General features: G+C 37.2%; 24 protein-coding genes. 11 read left to right on the top strand and 13 right to left on the bottom strand.

The annotated features are described in order from the left end of the window. Nucleotides 1-4 precede the first annotated feature (4 nt). From DHW03_RS08205 to DHW03_RS08195, 3 genes are all read right to left on the bottom strand, one after another. A complete protein-coding gene (locus DHW03_RS08205; protein WP_109925990.1) occupies nt 5-892 on the bottom strand; it encodes a pirin family protein in 888 nt (295 codons plus the stop codon). 207 nt (nt 893-1,099) lie between these two features. Further along, nucleotides 1,100-2,200, bottom strand: coding sequence for an NADH:flavin oxidoreductase (locus tag DHW03_RS08200; RefSeq protein ID WP_109925270.1), 1,101 nt, complete (start codon nt 2,198-2,200; stop codon nt 1,100-1,102). A 13-nt stretch (nt 2,201-2,213) separates the two neighbouring features. Further along, complete coding sequence (locus DHW03_RS08195) at nt 2,214-2,516, bottom strand: ArsR/SmtB family transcription factor (RefSeq protein ID WP_109925269.1); 303 nt, start codon at nt 2,514-2,516, stop codon at nt 2,214-2,216. Nucleotides 2,517-2,690: 174 nt separating this feature from the next. Between DHW03_RS08195 and DHW03_RS08190 the strand changes: the two genes are divergently transcribed. The 6 genes from DHW03_RS08190 (at nt 2,691) to DHW03_RS08165 (ending at nt 13,276) form a co-directional block, all read left to right on the top strand. Next, nucleotides 2,691-3,269: an RNA polymerase sigma factor gene (locus DHW03_RS08190; RefSeq protein WP_109925268.1), complete on the top strand. Its 579-nt coding sequence runs from the start codon at nt 2,691-2,693 to the stop codon at nt 3,267-3,269. Nucleotides 3,270-4,615: 1,346 nt separating this feature from the next. Further along, nucleotides 4,616-5,791 (top strand): FecR family protein, encoded by a 1,176-nt coding sequence (locus DHW03_RS08185; protein WP_109925267.1) that lies wholly within the window; start codon nt 4,616-4,618, stop codon nt 5,789-5,791. 215 nt (nt 5,792-6,006) lie between these two features. Continuing rightward, nucleotides 6,007-9,363, top strand: coding sequence for a TonB-dependent receptor (locus DHW03_RS08180; protein ID WP_240618495.1), 3,357 nt, complete (start codon nt 6,007-6,009; stop codon nt 9,361-9,363). 8 nt (nt 9,364-9,371) lie between these two features. Further along, a complete protein-coding gene (locus DHW03_RS08175) occupies nt 9,372-10,883 on the top strand; it encodes a RagB/SusD family nutrient uptake outer membrane protein (RefSeq protein WP_205940981.1) in 1,512 nt (503 codons plus the stop codon). 11 nt (nt 10,884-10,894) lie between these two features. Next, nucleotides 10,895-12,316, top strand: a complete 1,422-nt coding sequence (locus DHW03_RS08170; RefSeq protein WP_109925265.1) for a PKD domain-containing protein — start codon at nt 10,895-10,897, stop codon at nt 12,314-12,316. A 75-nt stretch (nt 12,317-12,391) separates the two neighbouring features. Next, nucleotides 12,392-13,276 carry a glycoside hydrolase family 16 protein gene (locus DHW03_RS08165; protein ID WP_109925264.1) on the top strand — a complete coding sequence of 295 codons (885 nt, stop codon included), beginning with the start codon at nt 12,392-12,394 and terminating at the stop codon, nt 13,274-13,276. A 595-nt stretch (nt 13,277-13,871) separates the two neighbouring features. On the opposite strand, the gene DHW03_RS19420 is transcribed toward DHW03_RS08165, so the two are convergent. The 3 genes from DHW03_RS19420 to DHW03_RS08150 form a co-directional block, all read right to left on the bottom strand. Next, the gene (locus DHW03_RS19420; protein WP_205940980.1) at nt 13,872-14,411 is read right to left on the bottom strand and encodes a hypothetical protein; all 540 of its coding nucleotides are present in this window, start codon (nt 14,409-14,411) and stop codon (nt 13,872-13,874) included. Between the two features lie 119 nt (nt 14,412-14,530). Then, entirely contained in the window at nt 14,531-14,917 is a 387-nt protein-coding gene (locus DHW03_RS08155; protein ID WP_109925263.1) for a winged helix-turn-helix transcriptional regulator, read from the bottom strand. A 112-nt stretch (nt 14,918-15,029) separates the two neighbouring features. After that, nucleotides 15,030-15,230 (bottom strand): hypothetical protein, encoded by a 201-nt coding sequence (locus DHW03_RS08150; RefSeq protein WP_109925262.1) that lies wholly within the window; start codon nt 15,228-15,230, stop codon nt 15,030-15,032. 161 nt (nt 15,231-15,391) lie between these two features. On the opposite strand from DHW03_RS08150, the gene DHW03_RS08145 reads away from it, so the two are divergent. After that, the gene (locus tag DHW03_RS08145) at nt 15,392-16,267 is read left to right on the top strand and encodes an oxidoreductase (RefSeq protein ID WP_109925261.1); all 876 of its coding nucleotides are present in this window, start codon (nt 15,392-15,394) and stop codon (nt 16,265-16,267) included. A 266-nt stretch (nt 16,268-16,533) separates the two neighbouring features. Next, a complete protein-coding gene (locus DHW03_RS08140) occupies nt 16,534-17,337 on the top strand; it encodes a helix-turn-helix domain-containing protein (protein WP_109925260.1) in 804 nt (267 codons plus the stop codon). A gap of 25 nt (nt 17,338-17,362) precedes the next feature. Here the strand turns inward: DHW03_RS08140 and DHW03_RS08135 are convergent, their stop codons facing one another. From DHW03_RS08135 to DHW03_RS19300, 6 genes are all read right to left on the bottom strand, one after another. Continuing rightward, nucleotides 17,363-17,875, bottom strand: coding sequence for a GNAT family N-acetyltransferase (locus DHW03_RS08135; protein ID WP_109925259.1), 513 nt, complete (start codon nt 17,873-17,875; stop codon nt 17,363-17,365). 21 nt (nt 17,876-17,896) lie between these two features. Continuing rightward, nucleotides 17,897-18,376, bottom strand: coding sequence for a CPBP family glutamic-type intramembrane protease (locus DHW03_RS08130; protein ID WP_109925258.1), 480 nt, complete (start codon nt 18,374-18,376; stop codon nt 17,897-17,899). A 292-nt stretch (nt 18,377-18,668) separates the two neighbouring features. Further along, the gene (locus DHW03_RS08120; RefSeq protein WP_109925256.1) at nt 18,669-19,520 is read right to left on the bottom strand and encodes a CPBP family intramembrane glutamic endopeptidase; all 852 of its coding nucleotides are present in this window, start codon (nt 19,518-19,520) and stop codon (nt 18,669-18,671) included. Nucleotides 19,521-19,736: 216 nt separating this feature from the next. Continuing rightward, entirely contained in the window at nt 19,737-20,219 is a 483-nt protein-coding gene (locus DHW03_RS08115; RefSeq protein ID WP_109925255.1) for a CPBP family glutamic-type intramembrane protease, read from the bottom strand. 114 nt (nt 20,220-20,333) lie between these two features. Then, nucleotides 20,334-20,498: a hypothetical protein gene (locus DHW03_RS19305; RefSeq protein WP_165825394.1), complete on the bottom strand. Its 165-nt coding sequence runs from the start codon at nt 20,496-20,498 to the stop codon at nt 20,334-20,336. 14 nt (nt 20,499-20,512) lie between these two features. Beyond that, a complete protein-coding gene (locus DHW03_RS19300) occupies nt 20,513-20,689 on the bottom strand; it encodes a hypothetical protein (protein ID WP_165825393.1) in 177 nt (58 codons plus the stop codon). Nucleotides 20,690-21,056: 367 nt separating this feature from the next. Here DHW03_RS19300 and DHW03_RS19295 point away from each other — a divergent pair, with 367 nt between their 5' ends. From DHW03_RS19295 to DHW03_RS08105, 3 genes are all read left to right on the top strand, one after another. Next, nucleotides 21,057-21,227 (top strand): hypothetical protein, encoded by a 171-nt coding sequence (locus DHW03_RS19295; RefSeq protein ID WP_165825392.1) that lies wholly within the window; start codon nt 21,057-21,059, stop codon nt 21,225-21,227. 141 nt (nt 21,228-21,368) lie between these two features. Further along, entirely contained in the window at nt 21,369-22,694 is a 1,326-nt protein-coding gene (locus tag DHW03_RS08110; RefSeq protein ID WP_165825391.1) for a S41 family peptidase, read from the top strand. A 293-nt stretch (nt 22,695-22,987) separates the two neighbouring features. After that, nucleotides 22,988-23,722, top strand: a complete 735-nt coding sequence (locus tag DHW03_RS08105; RefSeq protein WP_165825390.1) for a sensor histidine kinase — start codon at nt 22,988-22,990, stop codon at nt 23,720-23,722. A 220-nt stretch (nt 23,723-23,942) separates the two neighbouring features. Here the strand turns inward: DHW03_RS08105 and DHW03_RS08100 are convergent, their stop codons facing one another. Then, nucleotides 23,943-24,341 carry a response regulator gene (locus DHW03_RS08100; RefSeq protein ID WP_109925252.1) on the bottom strand — a complete coding sequence of 133 codons (399 nt, stop codon included), beginning with the start codon at nt 24,339-24,341 and terminating at the stop codon, nt 23,943-23,945. Nucleotides 24,342-24,609 lie beyond the last annotated feature (268 nt).

Here is a 24,609-nt window from a genome sequence, read left to right as displayed (position 1 = left end):
AGTTTTAATGCTTAGGTGCATTTTGATTTGGTAGCGGCACAAAATCAGTTTCTCCAGGAACGGGTTTAAAAGTTTGCTCTAGCCATTTGGTCTTCGCATTTTCGATTAATACTCTATCGGATGCAACAAAATTCCAATAAATAAATCGCTCTTCTGGAAAGGCATCGCCACCAAAAATATAAATGGTTGTGTTCTCGTGCATGGTAAATTCACAAAGCCTTGCGTCATTTGCAATTAAAATTAATTTGGGTTCGTATAAATGACCGTCGCTTTCAATCGCGCCCTCCAAAATGTACAATGCACTTTCCCCGAAAAGATTATTGCCTATGTTAATTTTTTGTCGATTGGTGCTTTTTAACTCTAGAAAATATAAGGGGCTATAAACCGGAACTGGCGATTTTCGGCCAAAAGCCTCACCAGCCATGAGTTTAAAATTTACGTCATTCTCGGTCCAACTCGGAATTTCTGCTTCATCGGCATGAAAAAATGAAGGATCCATTTGCTCGAGATTTTTTGGAAGTGCCACCCAAATCTGCAAGCCATGTAGCATTTTATCAGTATGGCGAAGGTAATCTGGTGTTCGTTCTGAATGCACGATGCCGCTTCCAGAAGTCATCCAATTTACTTGACCGGGTTTGATAACGACATCAGAACCTAGGCTGTCTTTATGCGTTATCTCGCCTTCAAATAAAAAGGTTAGGGTAGAAAGCCCAATGTGTGGGTGGGGAGGTACATCGAGGTTTTGATGATCTTTCATTGCTGCTGGCCCCATGTGATCGATAAAAGCGAAAGGACCAACCATTCTTTTTTCGCGGAAGGGCAACAATCTACCCACCATAAAATTGCCAATATTTGCAGGTCTTTCTTCGATAATAAGTTTAATATTCGACATGATTTTGGGATTGCTTTTCTGAGGACAATTTAATGAAAATGTACGATTATTGGCAGATTGGAGTGCTGAAATTTTAACAGACGGGTTGGTTTCAGTCAACTTTATCGCCCAGTAAAACAAGGGGCTCGGAAGCAAAAAATGCCCCCTAAAAGTGTTTAGCTTTTTTGGAGGCATTTCGATGCACTGCTTGTAGTTGGATAAAGGAAATTAAACTAATTCAGCCAAAGCTTCTTTAGTGAAACCCTTTAACTCGCTTGTGCGGTTATTTTTAATTTTTTCTACCCAATTTGGATCGGCTAAAAGTGGTCTGCCAACGGCTACCAGATCAAAATCGCCACGATCCATTCTGTGTACCAATTCATCCAAGGAGCTGGGTTGAGAACTTTGTCCCGCAAAGGCGCCGAAGAAATCGCCATCTAAGCCAACAGAACCTACAGAGATTGTAGCCTTGCCTGTTAATTTTTTAGCCCAACCTGCAAAGTTTAAATCTGATGTTTCAAACTCTGGTTCCCAAAAGCGACGTTGCGAGCAGTGGAAAATATCGATTCCAGCTTCGGCCATTGGGGTTAACCATTGTTCCATCTCATTTTCGTTTTTAGCCAATTTAAAGTCGTAAGCTGCTGGCTTGAATTGAGATAGGCGGATAATCAAAGCGAAATCTTCGCCAACTCGTTTACGCACTTCCTTAATTACCTCAACAGCGAAACGGGTACGTTCTGCCAAGGTTTTACCACCGTAAATATCGGTACGATTATTTGTGGCATCCCAGAAAAACTGATCAATTAAATATTGGTGTGCACCATGAATTTCAACGGTATCAAACCCTAACGCTTTTGCATCTGCAGCGGCTTGTCCAAATGCCGCAATGGTATCTGCAATAGCTACATCTGTCATTGGAACTCCGTTTTCAAAGCCAGGGCTATTTAGGCTTGATGGGCCCTCAAAAGGTGTGCTTGGTAACCAACCAGATGCATGGTTTGCTGATATGCCTTGATGCCAAATTTGCGGGCCCATTTGGCCGCCTGCTGTGTGAACATCATTAATTACCTTTTTCCATCCGGCTAAAGCCTGTTCGCCATAAAAATGCGGAATGTTTGGGTCTGCAGAAGAAGATGGTCTGTTAATTACCGTACCTTCTGATAGAATTAAGCCAACTTCGCCTTCTGCTCGTTTTGCATAATAGGCAGCAACATCATCGGTTGGGATCCCATTTGGAGAGAAAGATCTCGTCATTGGTGCCATTACAATTCTATTTTTGGTGTGTAATGTTTTTAAACTAAAGGGTTTAAATAAGCTATCTGTGTTCATATTGTATTCTATTTTATAATTCTTGATTAATTAATTTTTCGAGTGCTTTAAAGCCTGCCTCATTACGTTTGTAATAAGTCCATTGTCCAACCCGAGTAGAGTTAATTAGCTCCGCCCTTTGTAAAATGGAAAGGTATTCGGAAATGGTACTTTGAGACAAGCCGCTTTTCATTTGAATCTGCCCAACGCAAACCCCCACATTTTCAAAGTCAGCATTTTGTTGGTCGGGAAAGTGCTGGGCTGGCGATTTTAGCCAGTTTAAAATTTGTAAACGGGTTTTATTAGATAGGGCTTTAAATACTTCTACTTGATCCATGATGCAAATGTATATCGACTTTTCCCGATATTCCAATTATAAATTGGAAGTTTACAATGGCGTGTGAAATGGGTTATACGCGTTTTTAAAACGTTTTAAAATTACTTTTATATTAAAATTTAGTTAGGATTTAATTTAAACTATTTCTTACATTCGTTTAATCATTCTAACCAAATGTCAACCTATAAATCATTAGCTGATAACGATCTTTTCTCTCTCATGCAAGACGGGGACAGGTATGCTTTTGAAGAAATTTACGAGCGATTTAATGGTTTGCTTTACATTTACGCCTGCAAGTTGGTTTCTGATCGGGAAGATGCTCGTGACATTGTTCAGGAAGTTTTTGTTTATCTCTGGAGCAATCCGAACATTAAAATTAAATCGCAATTATCTGCCTATTTATACACTGCTGTTCGGTATAAAATTTTCGATTGGTTGGATAAAAATAAATCCAAGTCTAATTACCTACAATCGCTTGAAAAATTTGTAGATCGCGGTGATTGTATTACCGATAACTACATCAGGGAAAAGGAATTTGCCTCTTTAATTGAAAAAGAAGTGAGCTTATTGCCTCCTAAAATGCGGCAGATTTTTGAAATGAGCCGTCAACAGCATTTGTCTCAAAAGGAAATTGCCCAATTACTTCACCTGTCTGATAAAACCGTTAAAAAACAAATGAGTAATGCACTCAAAGTGTTGCGATTGAAATTAACTTCTTTTTTGATTCTTGCAGTAGTTTTTTTCATTTCTTAAGAGCACGTTAGCCTAATGCAATTTATCTATCCGGTGGGTGTCAGATTGGCCAAGAACCACCGAACCCTTCATTCCCAAAAAATATTTGATGTTGCGTTGGAAGTAAATTTTAGGTGGATTAAAAATCCACAGTTCAAAGGTCGAGAAAGCATTTCTCGACCAGCATAAGGTTATATTTCGTTTTAATTAGATTCATTTCGAATGATACATGTACTCAGTCCTAAATTCTACACTTGAAAACAGGACTATAATCGGGCAAGAACCACCGATCCGTTCATTTCCAAAAAATACTTGATGTTGCGTTGGAAGTAAATTTTAGGTGGATTAAAAATCCACAGCTCAAAGGTCGAGAAAACATTTCTCGACCAGCATAAGGTTATATTTCATTTTAATTAGATTCATATCGAATGGTGCGTTTACTTAACCGCAAATTTTAAACCTGATTGGAGCGGTATCCCCCGATTTTTTCTATCGGGGATTTAGCGGAAAACAGGGCCGTAATCGGCCAAGAACCACCGAGCCGTTCATTTCCGAAAAATATTTGATGTGCGTTGGAAGTAAATTTCAGGTGGATTAAAAATCCACAGCTCCAAGATCGAGAAAACATTTCTCGACCAGCATAAGGTTATATTTCGTTTTAATTAGATTCATATCGAATGGTGCGTTTATTTAACCGCAAATTTTAAACCTGGTTGAAGCGGTATCCCCCGATTTTTTCTATCGGGGATTTAGCGGAAAACAGGGCTGTATTCGGCCAAGAACCACCGAGCCGCTCATTTCCAAAAAATATTTGATGTTGCGTTGGAAGTAAATTTTAGGTGGATTAAAAATCCACAGCTCAAAGATCGAGAAAACATTTCTCGACCAGCATAAGCGGTATCCCCCGATTTTTTCTATCGGGGATTTAGCGGAAAACAGGGCTGTATTCGGCCAAGAACCACCGAGCCGCTCATTTCCAAAAAATATTTGATGTTGCGTTGGAAGTAAATTTTAGGTGGATTAAAAATCCACAGCTCAAAGGCGAGAAAACATTTCTCGACCAGCATAAGCGGTATCCCCCGATTTTTCTATCGGGGATTTAGCGGAAAACAGGACTGTCATCGGCCAAGAACCACCGAGCCGTTCATTTCCAAAAAATATTTGATGTTGGGTTGGAAGTAATTTTTGGGTGGATTAAAAATCCACAGCTCAAAGTTCGAGAAAGCATTTCTCAACCAGCATGCAGATGGCGGTAAACTTTTGAATGCAGTAGATAAAATAAAAAAAATAAAAATTATTTTCATTCCCTCTACTACCTAGCCCTTGCTTAACCTACATGTATCTAATTAGCCAAATATATTGTAGTGATGAATAAAGCAGAAGTTGAAAAACTTTTACAAAAATATAGCGACGGACTGTGTACTGAGCAAGAAAAAGCATTGGTAGAGTCGTGGCACTTAGCCGAGCTTTCCACTAAAGATTCTGACTTAAATCATGCCGATTTAATTGATGCCAAAAATCAAATCTGGAATGCCATTGAAGAGCAGACCGAATTAAAAACAAGAACAAGATATGCTTTATGGTTAAAAGTTGCTTCGGCGGCAGTGGTTCTTTTGTTCGTTGGCTTTGTAATTAAAAACCAAATTCAAAAACAAATCCCTGCCGACGAGAATCTCAGCAAAATCACCTCTAAAGCCATTAAACCTGGTGGAAATAAGGCAACATTAACGCTGGCAGATGGTTCAAAGATTTCGTTAACAGATGCCAGCAATGGAATTATTGCAAAACAGGCTGGTATTAACATTACCAAAACAGAAAATGGCGAGCTGATTTACACAGTTGCTGCCTTATCTACTTCGAAAACACAAAATTTATTTAACATCATAGAAACTCCACGTGGAGGACAGTATCAGGTTAATTTGCCTGATGGCACAAGGGTTTGGTTAAATGCAGAATCATCTTTAAAGTATCCCGCAGTTTTTAATCAAAGCAGTAGAGTGGTTGAGTTGAAAGGTGAGGCTTATTTTGAAGTAGCCAAGTTGCTTAGCAAAGCAGGCAATCGTGTTCCGTTTAAAGTTAAGAGTAATTTAGGCGCAAACCGAAACCAAGAGGTAGAGGTGCTGGGAACGCATTTTAACATTAATGCATACAGCGATGAGCCTTCAAGTAAAACCACCCTGCTCGAAGGAAGTGTTCGGGTGGCAAATACAAGCGCTTCAACCTCAAATTTATTAAGACCTGGTCAGCAATCTATTATCAGTGCATCATCACCTTCAATTATCATTAAAGATGTAGATGCCGAGGAGGCAGTAACTTGGAAAGATGGCTTTTTCAGTTTCAATGATGAAAACTTAGAAACCATTATGAATAAAATTTCGCGTTGGTATAACGTAGATATTGAATACCGCGGAGCGAAAATAAATAAACTTTTTGGAGGTCGTATATCTCGTTTCAACAGCGTTAATGAGGTGTTGGAAACGCTGCAAACTACAGGCGACGTTCATTTTAAAATTGAAGAAAGGAGGATTTTAGTTATGCCTTAAACCTATACTTTAATCATCCTAAAAAGATGTTTTGGAATAAAGCTTAACTAAAAAAATCGGAAGCGCGGCAACGCTCCCGACCATAAAATTAAGGCTTTATTCTAATCGTAAAATTGTGAGATACAACTATTCTAAACCTAATAACCAAATATATGAATTTTTATACCGAATGGTTGCCCCAACCTAAGGGTCGCCTGTTTAAAATATTGTTGATTATGAAATTGACTTTTGTCTTATTAATCACCACCTTTCTTCAAATCAGTTACGGAGCACGAGCACAAAACGTAACGCTTTCAGAAAAAAATACAGCCTTACTTAAAGTTTTTCGAAAGTTAAACAAAAGCATTGGCTATAGTTTTTTATACAATACTGAGCTTTTAAGAGAAGCCAAACCTGTAACTATCGACATTAAAAATACCGACATTAAAGAGGCTTTAAGACAAATCTTTAGCGAACAACCTCTTGGTTACACCATAAAAAACAACACCATTATTATTCATCGTAAATCTGTGGATGGCTCACCACTATTGTTAAGAGCTTATATTGATATCCGCGGAAAAGTGGTTGATGAAAACGGGGCTCCAATGATTGGCGCCAGCGTAAAAGTAAAAGGATCTAACCAAGGTGCGGTAACGGATGCCAACGGTATTTTCGTTTTAAAAACTGTTGAGGATAACGCAACACTCGTGGTTTCTTTTATCGGTTACGAAAATAAAGAAGTAAAAGCAACTGCTACAGGAGAATTAACCATTCAATTGGCACCGCAAGCAGGCTTATTGGCCGATGCTGTTGTAATTGGATATGGTACACAAAAGAAAAGCGTGGTAACTGGCGCAATTTCTCAGGTTAAAGCAACTGATTTAGAAAACATGCCTGTTGTTCGTGTGGAACAATCTTTACAAGGTAGAACGTCGGGTTTAACGATTACAACCTCATCTGGTCAACCAGGTGAAGGTGCAACCTTGCGTATTCGTGGTACAACTTCAATTAACAATAGCGAAGCTTTGTATATTGTTGATGGTGTGCAAGTTGGCGGTGGAATCGATTACCTAAATCAAGCCGATATCGAATCGATAGAGGTTTTAAAGGATGCTGCATCTGGAGCCATATACGGTGCTAGAGCTGCAAATGGGGTAATCATCATCACCACTAAAAAAGGAAATAAAAATGGCCGAATGAGTGTAAACTATAATACTTATTTGGGTACTCAGGCGCCATCTAGAAAACTAGATTTATTAAACGCAACGCAGTATGCTACCATTTATAACGAAGCAGAATATGCCAAAACACCTGGCTTAACTACACCAAGATTTCCAAATCCAGCTCAATATGGCGTTGGAACAGATTGGCAAGCTGCGGTTTTTAATAATGATGCACGCATTCAAAACCACGAATTGAGCATTAGCGGTGGAAACGAAAAATCTACTTACTATAGCTCTTTTGGTTATTTTGATCAGGACGGAATTGTAGCTACAAGTAACTCTCAATATAAAAGATTTACCGCACGTTTTAACTCAGAGCATCAATTAACTAAGGCCATTAAATTTGGCCAAACCATTGGTTACACACGTACAAATTCTGTAGGTGTTGGTACTAACACAGAATACGGTTCGCCATTAAATAGAGCGATCAATATTGATCCCATTACGCCAATTGTAGAAACAGATCCAGCAAAATATGGCGCTGCTCCATACATCGGTAACCCGGTTGTAAGAAACGAAGCAGGTTTTCCTTATGGAATTTCTCCTTACGCACAATCAGAAATCCTAAACCCTGTTGCTGCACTACAGGTTGCACAAGGCAATGGCTGGTCGGATAAAGTTGTGGCTAACGCATTTGTTGAGGCTGAAATTATAAAAGGATTAAAAGTTAGATCGCAAGGTGGTGTAGATTTAGCTTTTTGGGGAAGTGAAGGTTTTACACCAATCTATTACTTAAACTCGATTAATCAAACCACCATTACGTCGTACAACAGAAACTCGAACAGAGGTTTGTTTTACTCTTTAGAAAACACCATCAGTTACAACAAGCAAATTGCTAAGCATAACTTCACGGGTTTAATTGGGTATTCATTCCAAAAAAATAGAGGCGAAACTCAAGGTGGAACCAAAGAGGGAATTCCAGTAACCAACATTAAAGATGCTTCATTACAATTTCCAGTTTCGAGAGCGAATGATGTGTTTTACGGAGGCGAATATTTAAATACCCTAAACTCGGCCTTTGCCCGTTTAACCTATAACTATGATGAGAAATATCTGTTTACAGGTATTATTCGTAGGGATGGTTCATCTCGTTTTGGGCCAAATAATAAATTTGGATACTTCCCTTCTGGATCAGTAGGATGGGTAGCCAGTAGAGAAGATTTCTTTCCTAAAAACGACTATGTAACTTTCGTTAAATTTAGAGGATCTTATGGAGTTGTGGGCAATGATAACATCGGAGATTTCAGATATTTATCAACCGTAAGTGGCGGCAGAAACTATACTTTAGGTACTTCAGCAGGCTTAAACAATGGGGTAAGTCCAGATGCCTTATCAAATCCAGATTTGAAGTGGGAACAAACTTCATCAACGGATATTGGTGTAGATATGAACCTTTTTGGCAACTTCACATTAACCGCAGATTGGTACAAGAAAAAAACAACAGGTATGTTGTTGCAAATTGCAGTTCCGGGCTACGTGGGTAACGCTGGGCCAATTGGTAATATTGCCGATTTATCAAACAAAGGTTTCGAGTTGGAATTGGGTTACACGAAAAGATTCGGGGAGTTCTCTTTAAAAGTGAATGCAAACGGTGCTTTTGTTAAAAATAACATCGATTTCTTGGGCGATGACAAAGAATACTTGGGTGGCCAAACGGTTACACCACAATCGCTTGAAATTACGCGTACCAAAGTTGGCTATGCAATTGGATCATTTTATGGATACAGAAGCGATGGCTTATTCCAAAATCAAGCACAAATTAACAATTACAAAAATGCAGGTGGTACGTTAATTCAGCCAAATGCAAAACCTGGTGACATTAAGTTCGTTGATTTGAACGGAGACGGACAAATTAACAACGATGATAGAGAAATCATCGGTAACCCAACGCCAGATTTTACTTACGGTATGACATTCAATTTGGCCTATAAAGGTTTCGATTTGATTGTGTTAGGTCAAGGCGTTGCAGGTAACCAAATTTTTAACGCACTAAGAAGATTCGATTTGCCAACCGCAAATTATACCACTTCAATTTTAAACAGATGGACAGGAGAGGGTACAAGTAATACCATCCCTAGGGTTACTTTAGATGATACCAATCAAAACTATAGCCGTGTATCTAGCCTGTTTTTAGAAAGTGGATCTTACTTCAGAATCAAGACTTTACAAGTTGGATATTCACTTCCAAAAAACCTTATCAAAAAAGCAGGTTTGGATAAAGTAAGATTTTATGTGATGGCAAACAACTTGGTAACCTTTACAAAATATACTGGATACGATCCTGAAATTGGAGGCGGAAGTTATGGTGTTGATCGTGGTTTCTATCCACAAGCAAGAACATTCTTTGCTGGCCTAAATGTTGGTTTTTAAAAATGGAAATGATGAGAAGTAAAAACATTAAAAGTGCAATTGCAATAGTTGCAGTTATGCTAATTTTTGTATCATGTAAAAAGGATTATCTGGAGCTTACCCCAAGAGGAACTGCTCTGGAAGATAACTTTTATCAAAATGAAAAAGAAGTAATGCAAGGTATCCTTGCCGTTTATGATGTTACCCAATGGGGAACAACGGGAGGTTATACCATGAAAATGCCTTTGTTAAGTGCAGCTTCTGATGATTGTTTCGCGGGTGGAAGTAATGCTTCCGATCAGCCAAACTGGGTGGCTTATGATAATTTTAACATGAATTCTAGTTTGGGTCCACAGGTTGGATTGTGGAACAAGAACTTCAGCGGAATTAATCGTGCAAACCTAATTTTGAGTAAAATCGAAAAATCGACCACACTTAGCGCAGCATTCAAATCGCGGGTAACAGCCGAGGCTAAATTTTTAAGGGCTTATTTCTATTTCGATTTAGTACGCTTTTTTGGCAATGTGCCATTAATCACAAAAGTTTTGTCAACGAGCGAACTTTATGCGCAGGTACAATCTACGCCTGCACAAATTTACGCTCAGATAGAGAAAGATTTGAGAGAAGCAGGTCCGAGTTTGCCGAATACCATTTCTGATGCAGAAAAAGGCAGGATTTCTCAAGGTGCCGCAAAAGCACAGTTGGCAAAGGTTTTATTGTATCAAAACGATAATGCTAAAATGGCCGAGGCCGCAACAATTTTTGAAGATGTAAACCGTGTAGGCAACCCTTATGGCTATTCATTATTGCCTAATTATGCTGATATTTTTAATCCGGCAAATAAATTTAATGCCGAATCAATTTTAGAGATTCCGCACTCTAATAACGCTGCATGGACAGATTGGGGTTACATTAATGGTGGTGAAGGAAACGTTGGTACGCAATTTATCGGAATGGATAGCTACAATGGCGATACCTACTCTAGTGGTTGGGGCTTCTGCCCAGTAACCTTGGATTTAGTTAACGTTATGAAAACTGATCCACGTTTTGCAGCCACAATCATAGATGGCGCTGCATTAAAAGCCGCTGGTGCTACATACAATGCCCGCTATCAAAACACCGATTATTTCATTAAAAAGTACGCGCCTTTAAAAGCATTTCGCTCGGCAAGTGGTGTTGCAGAACAAAACTGGCCGATTAATGAAATTGAAATCCGTTTGGCCGATACTTATTTAATGCAAGCTGAAGCATTGTTAAGAAGTGGCGGTAGCGCTGCCCGTGCTAAAGAATTGCTAGATGCAGTTAGAGCCAGGGTTGGATTACCCTCTATTCCAGCTACACTTGATAATGTTTATGCAGAGCGCAGGCTAGAGTTGGCTACAGAAGGTCACCGTTTCTTTGATTTGGTTCGTACGGGTAAAGCAGTTGCTGTTTTGGGCGCTTCGGGCTTCAAAGCAGGCAAGAGCGAATACTTACCTATTCCACTAAACGAAATTGAAGTTACCAAAGGTGGTATTAAACAAAATCCAGGTTACAATTAATCCGTACTGAAATGAAATTATTTAAAAACACCATAAAAACATCAGTCCTGCTTAGTTTGGGCTTAGTGTTTAGCATAATCGTTTCTTGTAAAAAAAGCGAAACGGTTAAAGATATCGGCACGCCTCCAACGGCTGCAGAAATCCAGTTTACCACAACACCCACAGCTAATAATCCAAATATCATCAACTTTAAAAGCTTGTATAATGGGATTAATGCCCATTGGGATTTTGGCAACGGTGCAACAGCGGATGGAAATGATGTACAATCATCTTACCCAATCGCCGGAACGTACACCATCAAATTAACCATTTTAGCCGATGGCGGTTCCGTATCTACAACCAAAACGTTGGTTATTGCCAATACAAATACCAGTATGTTAAGCGATCCTGCTTACACCTTGCTTTCAGGAGGATTGTCAAACCCTGCGGGTAAAGTATGGGTAATCGATCAAACTCAACCTGGGCATTTGGGTGTAGGACCAATCACTTCTCAAGGACCAGATTGGTATCAAGCCGGCCCGAATGAAAAAACAGGAACCGGTTTTTACGATGATGAAATGACCTTTGCAATGGGTGCTTCTTCGCTTAAATATACTTACGCGAACAATGGAACCACTTTTGCAAATGCATCAAACGCTCCAGGAATTGGTGGCCCTACCGGTGGAAACGATCCAACCGTAAATTATACACCTCCAACCAATTTAACCTGGATTTTAAACGATGTGAACGGTGTTAAATACATCAACATCAGCAACAATGGTTTTATCTCTTACTATTTAGGCGTTTCTTCATATCAAATCTTATCACTTACGGCAGATGAGATGTACTTAAGATGCTTAGATAAATCGAACGCAGGTAATGCATGGTATTTAAAACTGATTAGAAAAGGTTACGTAAGACCAGTTGTACCTCCTGTTCAAAAACCAATACAGGCTGCTAATTTGGCTGATGATTTCCAAGCGGCAAGTGGTATGGCATGGGTGGCAGAAAACATGGATTACATCCGTAATTATGATAATCCTTCTAAATTCCCGCTAAATACCTCATCTAAAGTAGCTTATTATGAGAAAAGAACAGGTCCGGATGGGCAATATGGAAACCTAAACATTACGCTTCCATATCGTTTTGATTTAGCTGCGAAAAATAAAATCAGGCTAAAAGTGTTTATTCCTGGTGCCAATGATTTTACCAAGGTTGCGCCAACGGTTTCGGTTAAACTACAAAACTCTTTGTTGGGCGGTAATGCTTACACCACTCAAATCGAGATTGTGAAAACCATTACACCAGCGCAATACAATACATGGGTACAATTAGAGTTTGATTATTCTGCTTCAGCAAGTCAAACTTTATATGATAAAATTGTTGTTCAATTAGGTGGTGAAGGCCATCCAAATCCGGGCATATTTTATATAGATGATTTTGAGTTTAAATAGTAAAAAGACGCTCTAAAATACCGAGCAGTTTAGGAAGCTTAAATTTCTAAACTGCTCTTTTAAAAACGTTAAAAGATGATAGATTTTGTGAAGTGTTTTAAAAAAGAAGTTTTTGCAGTCCTTGCAATTGCGGTTGTAGGTTTAAGTGGATGCTCTAAAGGATCAGGAGGTGAAGAAGGACCAGTTTATGTTCCCCCTGTAGTTACTACGCCCGTAGATAAAGGTTGGACATTTGAGGCAACTCCCACCTGGAGCGATGAATTTACCAATACTGGTGCACCGTTAAGTTCCAATTGGGATTACGACACCGGCGGCGGCGGTTGGGGAAACAACGAATTAGAATATTACACCAACACCACCAATAACGCAAGTGTTGCAAATGGCCTTTTAACCATAACAGCCAAAAAAGAAAATATGGGCGGTATGGCTTATACATCATCGCGAATGGTAACCAGAGGGAAATTAGATGCCCTATACGGCCGTTTTGAAATTAAGGCAAAACTTCCATCAGGGAAAGGTACTTGGCCGGCAATTTGGATGTTGCCTACAGACAGAGCTTACGGAGATTGGCCAAAATCTGGCGAAATTGATATTATGGAACATGTTGGTTACGACCAGGATAATGTCCATTTCAGCACGCATAGCGAAGCTTACTATTTTAAAATAAACACTCAAAAAACCATCACCAAAAAAATCGACGGCGCCAGTACTGCTTTTCACCTTTACCGGGTAGATTGGACACCTTACGCCATTCGTGGTTATTATGACGATGTGAAGGTATTTGATTTCGCCAATGAAGGCACAGGTTATAAAGTTTGGCCCTTCGATAAGCGTTTTCACCTTTTACTAAACATTGCCGTAGGTGGCGATTGGGGTGGGGCACAAGGAGTAGATGCCTCTATTTGGCCTCAAAAAATGGACGTAGATTATGTTCGTTACTATAAAATGATTGAAAAATAATTAGATAAAAATTGGTCAGCATTTACAGCGCCAATTCAATAGGTTAGTTTAATTGTTAAGCCGCTGAGAAATCAGTGGCTTTTTTTATTGACGAATTTAATTCAAAAAAGGGTACTGTTATGCTGCAAAATGGTAAAAAAAAGAACGGGGATAAATCATTACGACCTATCCCCGTCATCTAAATTAACGCTCTCGTATATATAAACACCTAAAAAGGCATTTTATTATGTACGCTTGAAATTTTTTTATTGGTTCGGGTTAAAATTGGGAAATAACGTAATATTTGCCGAATGGTGGATGGCTCGCCAAGCCTAAAACACTCACAAAGTGCACTACATATTGGCCTATACGTAGGTTTTTAACCTAACGATTGCGGGCATTGCAAACTCATGCTTTGGGGTATTCAGTTAAGGTTTAAGTGCTTAGTAGGTGCCTCACGCAGGTGTTAAGATTTATAAATACACCCAATGTGATCGGAAATTGATTTTAAAAAGAACGGGGATAAATCATACCGACCTATCCCCGTCATCTAAATTAACGCTCTCACATATATAAACACCTAAATGAATGTTTTATTATGGGCGGGCTAATTTTTTTATTTTTTTGCAGCTGGCTTTTTGGCTGCAGCTTTCGGTTTCTTAACTTCTGCTGTTTCTTCAGCATCTTTTTCTACTTTTTTCTTAGCAGGTGCTTTGGGCTTTTTTACCTCAGCCACAGGCTCTTCTAAAGCCTTTGCTTTTTTGGTTGCCGTTGCTTTTACCTTTGTGGCTTCAGCAGCTGGCGTTTCTGCTTCGGCAACTTTTTTCTTAACAGGTGCTTTAGCTTTTTTTACCTCAGCAACTTCTTCTTTCGCCTCAATAACTGGAGCAATTTCAGGTGTTACCACTTTAGGCGCATCTGCTTGTTGAAGGTAATTTGCTAAAATTTGTTGAAGATAAACTTCTGGTTTGGGCATATTGATAATTGTACCGCGTTCTTTATCCTGAGATTGTTTAATATATGCCGATTTAATTTTGCCCCAATCCTTAGAATAAAGTTTGATAAACATTTCTATAAATTGTTCGTGAGTATATTTTTTCGGCAACCTGCCCAACGTTGCCTGAATCTTTTCTTCTTTTTTATGTAATACTGCCATTTACTTTTTATTTCTGCAAAGATAGCCGATATTACAGATATTCATGTAAATAAGGCATTTAAACTTTTTAAAGTTAAACGTTTGGATGCTTAAACATTGATGCATATGGCCATAATCGTTTACGACTCTACCACAAGAGGTTCCGAACGCCTGCTCGCTACCAATCTTTCTCGATGTTGCAAGCCCCAATTTCTAAGCTCGGTAATTACATCATCAAGCGTTTCGCTATATGGCGTTAACTCGTAAGTAACGGTAACAGGTTTGGTTGGAAAAACTTTTCTAACCACAAATTCATTGAGTTCCAATTCCTTTAATTCTTTTGATAGGATTTTTGGAGTAATGTCTTCCAGCGCTTTTTGTATTTCGTTAAAACGCAATGGCCCCTCCTGTAAACTCACAATTAAAGGAAGCTTCCACTTGCCATTTAATACGTATAAAGCATCCTTAACAGCGGTCATGCTGGCGGTGCAGGCAGATTTGTCTAAATGTTTTTTTCTAAATCCCATTCCCAAAAGTACAAAGGTTTCTTAAAGAATAATGCTATCCTTTTAGATACTGCTATCTTTTAGTTACCATATAATCTATCTCGAATTATTGCTTAAAAATCAATCAGTTAAATTACTTTTTCCAACCTTTTTGCATTTTTTTATAGGCCTTTTTACTAATTTTCGATTTCTTTTTCGAACGAGACTTCCCTTTCTTTTTACGGGCATTAATATTGTTTACTAGCGAATTTTTAACACCCAGCTTATTTTTTTTCTTGCCCTTGCTTTTCTTTTTATCCTTTTTCTTTTTGCCTTTAGTTTTTTCCTTAGCCATAGTAATTGTTTTGAGTTGATAATCATTTACAACATTCTAATCCTACAAAATGTTCATCGAAATTATTGTAATGAGCCGGTGGACAAATAAGTTTGAGCTTTTAAACAAAACGCCAAGCGCAATCTGCACCTACCTTTGATTAAACAAAAAATAAAAAAAAGATGAAAAAAGTTTGGTTTATTACAGGCAGCGCCCGCGGATTAGGTCGCAGCCTAACAGAGGCAGTATTGGCCCAGGGAGATCAAGTAGCGGCAACTGCCAGAAACATAAATGCTTTACAGGATTTGGTAGAACAATATCCAACTCAAATATTGCCAATTACCTTAGAAGTTACCGATCACAAACAAATATACTCAGCTGTTGAAACCTCCATTAGCCATTTTGGCAAAATAGATGTTTTGGTTAACAATGCTGGTTTCGGAATTGTTGGTGCTGCCGAAGCCTTTACAGATGAGCAGGTTCGCAGTCAGTTAGAAACGAATTTGTATGCCCCCATTGAGATTACAAGAGCCGTTTTGCCCCACATGCGTAAGCAAGCATCTGGTCGGATTTTGCAAATCAGCTCCATAGGCGGGCGTGTAGGAAATGCCGGTGTAAGCATTTATCAAGCGGCTAAGTTTGGCCTAACGGGATTTACCGAATCCTTGGCAAAGGAGGTTAAAGATCTTGGTATTTTAGTCACCAGTGTAGAACCAGGTGGTTTCCGAACCGATTGGGCTGGAGAATCCATGACCTATGCACCAAAAATATCCGGCTATCCTTTAGTCGAACAGCGAAGTGAATTTTTCCAGAGCGGAAATTTCATCCCGACAGGCGATCCAGATAAAGCTGCCCAAGCAATGATTGATTTGGTAAAGCATCCAGAGCCTCCATTGCATTTGGTTTTAGGAAGCGAAGCCATTGGCATGTTGAAACACGCTGATGCCAGCAGAACTGAAGAGATGGAAAAATGGATGGAGGTAAGTCTTTCAACCGATCACAACGAGGCGACCAATTTCTTAGATACAGCCTTGGGCAAATCCTTTACCAAGAATTAAACGAGCAAGGGTGTATCATCAATCAATTTACTGCAGAGGTGCCAAATCATTTCGCAACAAAGCGCATAATGATTTTAAATTCAATTTGCGTGAGAATTTTGTATCGCTAATTTTTGCCTTAGCTTCAAAACAAAATTTTGTCTGCTATACTTAATTGGTTATGATACACCCTGAAATTTAAATCCTAGAAAGATTAGTTGGCATCATGTGTTCAGATATGAACGGCTTCTAATGGTGTTAGCAATTATTTTATAAATTTGATTTACATGCAGAAAGTAGAAAAACGGCCAAAAATCTTGTATTCCTGTTACGCGCATAAAAGTAGTGAGGGAGAACAGTTTATAGAAAGTCACAACTTTGGCTACCTTATTTCTGGAGTCTCTGAAATGTTTATTGCAGGGCAAAAATTTGCTTTCAAATCAGGAGATTTTAGGTTTTTTAGACGAAATCAATTGGCCAGATATACCAAATATCCACCTGTTGATGGAGGAGATTACCAATCCATCTCTATATCCATAGATCAGGAAACGCTACGCAGCATTAGTGAGGAATTCAAATTAACGATGGATCATCCAGCACCTGAATTGAATTCTATGCTGTTACAACCCAATGTGCTTTTTACCAATTATATAGACTCATTGCAGCCTTACCTAGATGGTGTAAATGAATTGAATAGCATGTTAACCAATTTAAAAGTTAAGGAGGCTGTTATGATTTTGCTGCAAACCAATCCGGAGTTGAAGAACGTTTTGTTCGATTTTACCGAGCCCGGAAAAATTGATTTAGAAGCTTACATGAATGCACACTATAAATTTAATGTGGATAATAACCGCTTTGCATATTTAACCGGGAGGAGTTTGGCTACATTTAAAAGAGATTTTGAGAAAATTTACAACATGTCTCCCAATAAGTGGTTACAGCAAAAGCGATTAAATGATGCCTACTATTTAATTAAAGAAAAGGGTTGGAAATCAACCGATGTATATTTAGAAGTTGGTTTTAAAGATTTATCTCATTTTTCTTTTGCCTTTAAAAAGGCATTTGGCTTGGCACCATCCAAACTCAGGTAATTTTCATGAAATGTTTACAGAACCACTATTTTTTACCCTTTTTAAAGTTAAAAAGCCGCTTGACTAATTGATTATATACAATCTTGCAGCGCCTACCTTTTCTCAATTCCATTGATAAAATGGGGTATGGCTTACCAGCAGCATCGTTTTCATAACGATTGGTAACTTGGAAACCTAAATGTGTATAGAACCCAACTGCCTGTAAATTTTGTTCGTTCACATCAACTTTGGTGATGTTTTTATGCTCAATTGCATATCGAATTAACTGTTTACCCACACCCTTAGCCCTAAAATTTGGCTGAATAAAAAGCATTTGTAAAACATCATCAGCTAAACCCATAAAACCAATTATTTCATCTTCTATCTTCAAGCTGAATAATTCAACTTGATGCAGATATTGATTAAAAATTAATGATTTGTAAGATTGAATATCACTTTCAGATAAAAAATGGTGTGTTGCCCGCACCGAAGCCTCCCATAAGATAATTAGGGCAGGGTAATCAGATTTTTTGGGTACATAAAGCTTAAGTTCTGCCATTCGCCTGCAAACTTAATCATTCTAATGCTTAACAAAATAAAATAGGGTTGTTGGTGTATTAATCACTGCGTGCAATAAAATACTCCAAAACAGCCCCCTTTTTAGCCTGAAATAGCCCAGGAAAAAACCAGCAATAATTTGAGGTATGGCAAATATCGGCGCCAATAAAACCAAATTGCTAGGCACCAAATCTATGTAGTTTCTTACGTGAAGCAAACCAAAGGTTATGGTAAGCGCATAAAAATACAGACTAAAATACCGGGTAGAAATGGCGTTAAAAAACTCATCCTTTAAGCAGTATAGAATTTCTAAACAAATTAAAATGAAAGTAATAGCCTTTAAAACTTCAGCTAGGCTAAATAGCGTTGCAACACTTTTATGTGATAAATAAAATATACCGTAAGCCATAACAAGTGCAACGAATATATTTAGCCTTTTTACCTTTAGGGGAAGCCTAAAAATTAATTCTTCTGCTATGGGTGCCACCACGATAAAGAACACGAAACTTCTCCTTGTAGAGGCCTACTGTTGAGCATGATCTATAGCATCCATAAACGAAAATTGATGGTTTAATTTTATAACAAAGTCAATTAAAGAAACTACCAACAAACTAATGCCCGAAAACAACAAACAATACCAAAAAACTGCAAACAATTCCTTGAGCGCATCTTTAACAGCGTCATCGTTTTTAAATTGAATATTTGGATTTTTGAAAAAATTGGAGATCATTTGTAATTATTTGAAAGAGCTTAAATTATCCCGTTGAATCATCTGAGACAATAAAAGAATTAGATTAAATTGCATTGGAGTGGAAGCTATTCTTATGTTTTAAACAAAACAAATAAAGTACAGCAATTGAGATGATAAGCACTATCGTGCATATTAAAGAGGCTTCAAATCCGAAATTGCCTCCACTTAAAATTTCACTACCAGCAGGTATTTGTTTAAAAATGCTATCCGTTTTTAACCCACTAACTGGGCTTCCTAAAATTGGGCCTTGAAAATAATTCCATGCAAAGTGAGCGGCAATTGAAAACCACAAATTTCTAAAATAAATATAGAAAACACCTAGAAATATTCCTGATAATAAGATGTTAATGAATGGTATTAAAGTAAGGTTATCATTACTAATGTGGAACAATGCAAATAGGATTGCTGAATAGAGCAAAGATTTAAGATTGCTTCTCGTCTTCAATAAATGATTTAAAATATAGCCTCTTGCCAATATCTCTTCATTAGCTGCACCTATTATTAATATGACAATATATAAAATTATATGTGCAGGATTAAATGGATGACTTTGATATTCGATTTCCTTTCTAAAATAAAGAGTGAATGCAACTAGAAGGATGGGGATTGTTCCAAAAGCAAAACCCTGTAAAAGATTTTTCACAGAATAGAATTTTAATCCTAAATCTATGATTGTAGACTTAGCCTCATCTCGCAGAAAAACGTAAACAGTAATAAGGGTTGCTATTAAGCTTAGGACTTGACAAGCAAATATGTATGCAATTTTTTTATCCAACAAGTTCAATACTTCAGCAACAGAGAGGTGTTGGGTAAGAAATACCACGCCATACGCCAAACCGCCCAATAATGTGTTAACTAAGAACCAAATAAATAAAAAGTATAAAATGTGTCTCATGAAATTAAGTTATCTCATTATTTAGAAAATGTATTGTCTGTTTGACCTATCTGTTATGCTATGTGGAAGGAATTTTACAATAGAGGTAAATAGATGCCTAGTAAATTATATATACGATTTGATAGGTGTCATTAATTTATTTCAATTTAGTATCTGTATTAGCCTAGTAATCAATTACTTTTAAAAACATGATTTGCCTAAGAGCTAAGTTTAGGGTTACAATAAATATGCGTAACAATTATAAATACAATGAAGAAAGAAAACATAAAAAAAAGCATTATTGGCATTTCTTTTTCCTGTAATGTATAAGTAATTAAAAATAATGCCCGCAAAGAACGCACATAATAAATACAAAATATTATAGTAGTGATCTAACCCAAAAAAAAATGCAGGTAAGCCGATTAAAAGGAAATCATTTCTAATCTTTAGATTTGTCAGCACGATATTCGGTAATACTTGAAAGAAAAAAGTCTCCAATATTGGAGCAACTAAACATCCAACAACGATTTTATAAACTAAATTTTCATTATCAATCGGGTTGATTGCTAACGGTGTTGCAAAATACAATTGTGTTTTATCATAAATAAAATTTATCAATAGCAAAACAAGCATAGAGAGAGCAAAAACACGTAAGGTTTTGATATTATTTTTGAAAGTTTTATTGATTGGTTTACTAAAAGTTGGATGGAGTTGTGACATCAGATTTGTTATTATTATTGTTATTTTACAGGTGGTTTTGTACTAGCAATACACAAGATCACATATTGTAACCATATGAGTAAAATATTCTCATATGGTTACTATGTTTTGGATTTAGTCGCTACATCCTGCAAGACCTGCCCCAACCCATGATGCTAAGCCAACAAATTCGCCCACACCATAACCTATCCATCCAAATATGCTTCGTCCTCCGTCAATTTCCGCCATCTCTTGTGGCGATAAATTTTCAAGACCTAATTCTACTTCTTCTGTTTTCATACTATTTTCTTAGTTTAACGTGTACCTTCTAAAAAACCCTCTACAAATCCATGAGCACAATCTGAAATTGCACCCCCTATGTAACCTAATACCTTCTTAATCATACCGCCACCGGCACCTCCGTTTGCTATTTGCATTTCTTTGGCATTCATTTCTTGCACGCCAAAATTTTCTAACTCTAAATTTTTCATGTAATTAAATTTAAATTTTTTAAATCTCCCTACTCTTTACTGGTTTTTCGGGTGCCACCACTGTTGGCCAAACATGATGCAAGTATTGCGCTTAAATTTTAATTCTCAAAAAACGATACACGAAATGCCTTTTTGTAAGTACGAACGGGTCTTTTTTTAGGTTTTTTTGGCTTTTTCCATAAAAAAATAAAATGATGGTAAACAGGAAAATTTCCACTCAAAACCAAAATTTTTAATGGGTTAATTTGGCGTTCGTCCCTACAATCTAGTGGTTTCGTACGTACAATCGGCCGTTTGGTGTATCGTTTTTGGTAGATATTTTTTTTATTTACAACTTGCAGCTATAAACAACTAAAAATATAATTTTATGAAAACTAAAAAATTAGAAAAGAAAACCGCGTTTGTTTTCAAAAAAAATGTAGTAAAAGAATTAACTAAAGACGAAATGAACCAAATTAATAGTGGGGGTGGAGGTGTGAAGCCTTTGTCAGGCACACCGATATGTAAAAATTTTACAATGAAAACCTTCGGTAATTAATCTTAGTGTAATAAACATGGGTTCCATAACCTAACAAAATTCTTATTTAAGATGAATTACTTCAAACTATTAATTTTTTTTCTGACGATATCTAGTGTTGTAGAGGCACAAAACTGCAATTGTTCGGATAATTTTCATTCGATGGTAGATAGAATTAAAAACAACTACCCTGGATATGCAGATAAAATAACTGCACTAAATAGGAGTGGCTTTCAAAAAAAAACAGATAGTTTAGCTAGAATTGCAAGCCATTCTAATCCCTATGAATGTTTGTCATTGAGCAGAGAGTGGCTGGCACTATTTAAGGATAAGCATGTTAACATGTGGATTGATTTCGATGCTATATCCCCTGATTCCATCAGGCAATTTTTTTCAAAAGAAGAAAAAACATCTTGGACACAAAATAAATTCAAATTATACCTAAAATATGAGAAAAAATACCTTGACCCCATTGAAGGTGTTTGGAGTTTTGGAGTGTATCAAGTTGGAGTTGTAAGGGACAGAACTAAAAAAAACAAAGAATTCCTTGCTTTTGTGCTGAAAGCAGATAGTTCGAGGTGGATGCCTCAACAAGTAAAATTTAGACTATTAAAGAAGGATAACAGGTATAGGACCGTTTTTTTTAGAGCTGGGGATCATTCAATAAATTATCCAAAATTAAAGTATAGTTCAGATACTCTAGATTTTGATTTCTTTGGTAAATGGGTTAGAGGCACGCTAAAACCAAAAGAAATAGTTCTGGGTAATTCGGATTTATCTCCAAAATTTAGAATTATAGACCCTGAAACCGCCTTATTTACGTTTCCATCATTTGAATCAATGGCATACATAAATCAAGTCGATAGTATTGTAAAGCAAAATAAATCCATTTTAGAAAATACGAAACATCTAATCATTGATTTACGGGACAATGGTGGAGGTTCGGTATATGTGTATGAAAGCCTAATGCCTTATATTTATACCAATCCTATTCTAACCGCTGGCGGTATGGTACTGGCTACACCAGATAATATTAAGGATGGCTATTCAATTAAATATCCTGGCGTATCTGACAGTATTCAAAAAGCTTTGGATGAAACTTTAATAGAGCTAAAAAAACATGAAGGAGAACTTTATGATTTATACCCTGTTGACACTATCAAATTTGAGTCAATTGCCAAGAATCCAGAACGAGTATCTTTTTTGATTAATAAGAATACGGCAAGCGCGGCAGAGCTCTTTTTATTACAAGCCAAACAAAGTACAAAATGCAAAATATTTGGCACCGCTAGTGCAGGGATGGTTGATTATTTGGAAGTTATAACCTCGAAGCTACCATGTGATTTTTATACATTAGTTTATCCAGCAGGTAAATCTATATATAGTATAAATAATCCATTGGATAATACGGGTATTAAACCTGACGTTGAACTTTCTGAGAAAATAGAAAATTGGGTTGATTACGTAAAAACTTATAAGGAAAAGTAATGCAGTCTAAATACAAGCTTATAGTTTACCACCTCATCTTTTGGTTACCTTATATGCTTTTAGGTGGGTTATTGGAGTTTGTGGCCGAGCCTGAAACCTTTTTTTTTAGCATACCGGATATTTTCTTCTCCGAGTTCCCGAATATTTGTACTGTATATCTGTGTATCCTTTTATTTAGAAAATTTGCCTCCCCACTAAAAATTGTTCCATTATCAATAGGTATATTTTTAGTTTATGCATTTTCATGCCTGCATTGGTATGTTACAGGATATTTAATTAGGCCTCATTTTAGAATGAATGGTGATCCACCACCCATAATGAGCATTTGGAACTATTCGGTTTTGCTCATTTGGATTTTTATAAAATATGCGCTCTTTGCTTTTAGTTATTACTATGCCACGGAAAACATTAAGCAACAAAAACAATTGCGCTTAATGGAGCGAGAGAAGCACGAGGCAGAATATGCCTTTTTGCGGGCGCAAATAAATCCACACTTTTTAAACAATACCTTAAACTTTTTCTACGCAAAATCTTTAACGCTATCGGCTGAACTTTCTGAGGGCATCATGATTTTGAGTGAAATTATGCGCTACTCTTTAGAAATTGATAAAGATGATAAAACGGCCCTTTTGGATCATGAATTGGCGCACATTAGAAACGTCATTAAAATCAATCAGCTCCGCTTTAACAACAAACTGCAATTGGATTTTGATGTGAAAGGCGATACCAAAAACGTGCGCATTATTCCCTTGGTGCTAATTACCATGGTAGAAAACATACTCAAGCATGGCGATTGTACCGATAAACTCAACCCAGTTTACATCATTTTAAGTATTTCTGAGCTGGATGGGCTTATTTATTTTAATGCCAGCAACAAAAAGAAAACAGGGCCTAAAGAACTTTCGAGCGGGATAGGGGTAGTGAACATTAGAAAAAGGTTGGCGCACCATTACGGCAGTAATTTTACCTTAGAGATAAAAGAAGGGAAAAATGATTACAACATCGAGTTAAGATTACCGATACTCTAGCATTGAAAAATGTTTATAGAGGTGAGACTTGAGATTTGAGATTGGAGATTTGAGACGTGAGATTTGAGAGGCGAGACGTGAGATTTAAGATTTGAGAGGTGAGACGTGAGAGGGGAAAGATTAGCCGTCTAATCTCTCGTATCTCACATCTAGTTTCTCCTATCTAGTTTCTCGTATCTCACATCTATTTTCTCGTATCTACCCCTCGGATTTCCGTTTATCAGAAAGAATCGATCACCTTTTTAATTCCTTTCAGCATTTTAAAATGGTCAATTACAAAGGGTTTAGTTATAAAACCGTGTACCTCTTCGTATTCTGCTGCCCGCTTTTTATCCTCCTCGTTTTCGGATGCGGTAACCAGAACCACATAAATATTGTTTTTATACGGACTTATTTGCAAATGATCGAGTAGCTGCCAACCATCCATTCCGGGCATTTCAAGATCTAGCAGGATTAAAAAAGATAGTTCGTATGATAAGTTTTTTTCGATAAATTTTAGCGCAGGTTTAGCCGCATTAAAATATTTGGCACCAAAAGAGAATTCGCTGCCTTTAAGCACTTCTCGATGAATTAAAAGGGTCATCTCATCATCGTCGACGATCAGTATTTTTGTTTTCATGTAAATTTGGAATGTTTAGCAATAAGGATAGATGTGGGATTGGCGAAAAACAGGTATAAAATCTATTTTTTCACACTCAGATTATCAATGGTTTACAATACGAAGATAGTTTTTTCTTTTTAGATCGATTATTCATTTTGTTCAAAATTGATGGCAAAACTAATCATTTCTACAAAATAATTTAAACAAAAACGGAATACTCCATTTAGCACTTGCTATTATAAATATCCAATTAATTAGCCCGTAACTGGCTGGTAGTCTGTTGATA

It is taken from the genome of Pedobacter yonginensis, assembly GCF_003173595.1.
Taxonomy (GTDB): Bacteria; Bacteroidota; Bacteroidia; order Sphingobacteriales; family Sphingobacteriaceae; genus Pedobacter; species Pedobacter yonginense.
This window is presented reverse-complemented; position numbering and strand designations above follow the sequence as displayed.